Origin of the sequence: Parendozoicomonas verongulae (assembly GCF_009711465.1) — a bacterium.
Lineage (GTDB): Bacteria > Pseudomonadota > Gammaproteobacteria > Pseudomonadales > Endozoicomonadaceae > Sansalvadorimonas > Sansalvadorimonas verongulae.
This window is the reverse complement of the sequence record NZ_SMME01000637.1, coordinates 1-2,498: the sequence shown is the minus strand read 5'-3', so window position 1 is coordinate 2,498 and position 2,498 is coordinate 1. Positions and strand designations below refer to the sequence as shown.

At 45.7% G+C, this 2,498-nt stretch carries 3 protein-coding genes; 1 reads left to right on the top strand and 2 read right to left on the bottom strand.

The window, feature by feature from the left end; genetic code table 11:
- The coding region (locus E1189_RS23145; RefSeq protein ID WP_196221058.1) for a CFI-box-CTERM domain-containing protein at nt 1-1,550 on the top strand (1,550 nt) is incomplete at its 5' end.
- A gap of 239 nt (nt 1,551-1,789) precedes the next feature.
- On the opposite strand, the gene E1189_RS02100 is transcribed toward E1189_RS23145, so the two are convergent.
- Nucleotides 1,790-2,023 carry a hypothetical protein gene (locus E1189_RS02100; RefSeq protein ID WP_155158418.1) on the bottom strand — a complete coding sequence of 78 codons (234 nt, stop codon included), beginning with the start codon at nt 2,021-2,023 and terminating at the stop codon, nt 1,790-1,792.
- Between the two features lie 9 nt (nt 2,024-2,032).
- A partial coding sequence (locus tag E1189_RS23140; protein WP_230460027.1) for a hypothetical protein occupies nt 2,033-2,498 on the bottom strand: 466 nt, incomplete at its 5' end.

Sequence of the window (2,498 nt, the reverse complement as noted above, 5' to 3'; positions counted from 1 at the left end):
AAAATCATTACAGCAATGCCTCTAGTCTCGGCAATTTACGAAAATCACTGCAATCGCTCGCAAAATTCCTTGAAAGCCAGAACATGGCTCATGGTGACATACAACCCGGCAACGTGATGGTTGCAGATGCCGGACAAACTGTTCAGCTTATTGATTATGATGGGATTTTTGTAAACGATCTCAGAGGTCTAGGTAGTTCAGAATTAGGTCACCGCAACTTCCAGCACCCAAAACGGTCAGGGAGATCGTGGAATCCTCAACTTGACCGTTTCTCATTCATCAGTATTGATATTGCCCTGAGTGTCTTGATCTCAGACTCTAATCTTTGGAAGAAAACTCAATCTGACGGAGACTCAATTCTATTCAAGGCTAATGATTTTGCTGATGTTAATCAGTCAAAAATCTTCTCTGACCTAATCAGCAATAGTCAATTTAGCCAAGTAGCCAATAATTTTGCTGCCATTTGCAACAGTGATTTTGACAAGATTCCTGCACTTGACGACTTTTTGTCCAACAGGAACATACCTGCCGCAGTCGTCCTCCCTACTCCAACAGCGGTAGCGAAGGCCAAAAAATATCTATCAGCATTCCCTGTTTTGGACTCAACAAATTACGCTCTTTGCTTGGATTCTGTAGGCGACAAAGTAGAACTAATTGGTAAAGTAGTTGAAGTTAAAGAGGCTAAAACACGTTATGGCAAACCCTATATCTTTATCAATTTTGGGCCTTGGAGAGGCGAGATTGTAAAGATAGCTATATGGTCTGAAGGTATAAAAGCCATTAAAGATGTTCCTACTTCGAGCTGGAAAGGGAAGTGGGTTAGTGTAACTGGCTTGATGGAGCCACCTTATGTAAGCAAGCGGTATAAGTACTCTCATCTTGCAATTACTGTTACTCAAAGTGGGCAACTTCATCAGATCACAGAAGCAGAGGCAAAGTTCCGGTTAGCTGGGTCTTCAACTAGAGGAGTTGCTGCATCCAACAGCAACTTGTCAAATGCTGAAATTCTTCGACAGATACAAGGTGGAAGTTCTACTAACCGTGGAGCAAGAAGAGGCTCTACAACTTCAAGTAACATCAACAGAAATAAGACTCAGGTAGGTTCAGCTACTTCCTCCCCGCCCCCTAAAACCTCTTCGGCGAATGAAGATATTTTACAGAAAATGCGGCAAAAGCAGGCACAGCGTAGACCAAGCTCAGTAGGTACGCGGTATCAATCTCCCCCAGCTAAAAAGCCTTCATCGGCTTCAAAGGATTTCTGTTTCATAGCAACTGCTGTTTACGGCTCTACTGCATGGCAGACAAATGTTCTGAGAAGATGGAGAGATACTTGCCTAGCTCCATATTTCTTAGGTAGATTGTTCATATTCATCTATTACAGTGTGTCGCCACACCTCATACCAGCAATACGCAGCAGTGCTCGGCTAAAATACTTTTTTGAAGTTGTGCTGGATAAAATTGTCTCCTTTGCAGATGCAAGAATAAAAGCAAAAAGGCCCGTCAAACATGGTGATAATGCTCATTTTTCGCCTGATAAAAAAAGAGACTGACATGCTTGGAAAGCACCTTCGGCAACATCATCAAGAAGCAATAGCCGTTATTCAGGAGGAATAATGAAGCGACTTATAATTCTGGTGCTGGCTACTCTGCTGGTATCCACAGGAATACAGGCTGATCTAGTCAAGAAAAGTAAGTCTGGCATCTGCTATAATACTTCTAGCCGTTCTTATGTTTTGTGGTCAAGCGGTTCCTGACACCTATATTGCAGCCTATGATCTTCGGACACTTTTCAAACTTGTATTTTATGGTTCGGAAGGTCTGGCACCTCCCGCACAATTTCCCCGCCTTCAACAAACGCCCTCTGCCCCACGCTCACGCTTTGCCCCTTGGCAGTCATTGTCACCCCATCCCGAAGAGTGATGGTACTCGTCCCGTTGCTGTTGTGACTGGCGACCGTACCAATAATCCGGCTCGCTTTCGGGAGAAGTCCCTGAAACTGTTTCCATGGGTTTGTTGTTGCCATAACTTTTCCTCAGTAATGTCGTTCCACGAATAAACTCTGAACCACCTTCCCAGCCCCACTCCCTGCAGTACTAATCCCTGTAGATAAACACAATCCCACCCAAGGCTCATTCCCCTCCAAAACCTCCACCAGTTTCCCTGGTAAAACCAAACCAGGTACTTGCCCCTTCACAGTCAAAGGCAAATCCAAAGTCACCACAGCCTGATTCCCACCTTCACTCAAAATATTCCGTCCTCTTTCCGTATTCACATCCACAGCCGTCAGCCAGTCCTCCACAATATCCGGTGCCGGTTGATCCCCTGCCGATCCCGTGCGCTGCACCTCCACCGCCACACCTTCATTGATCCCGGAGACATAGACCGCGTTGTACTCCGGCTCAGGCCGCCACTCCACGCTCATACTCAGCATCATGCTTTCTGGAATGGCATGGTCAATAGGAGTGGTATCCTCCAGCCAGTTCCACGGGCTGATCCTG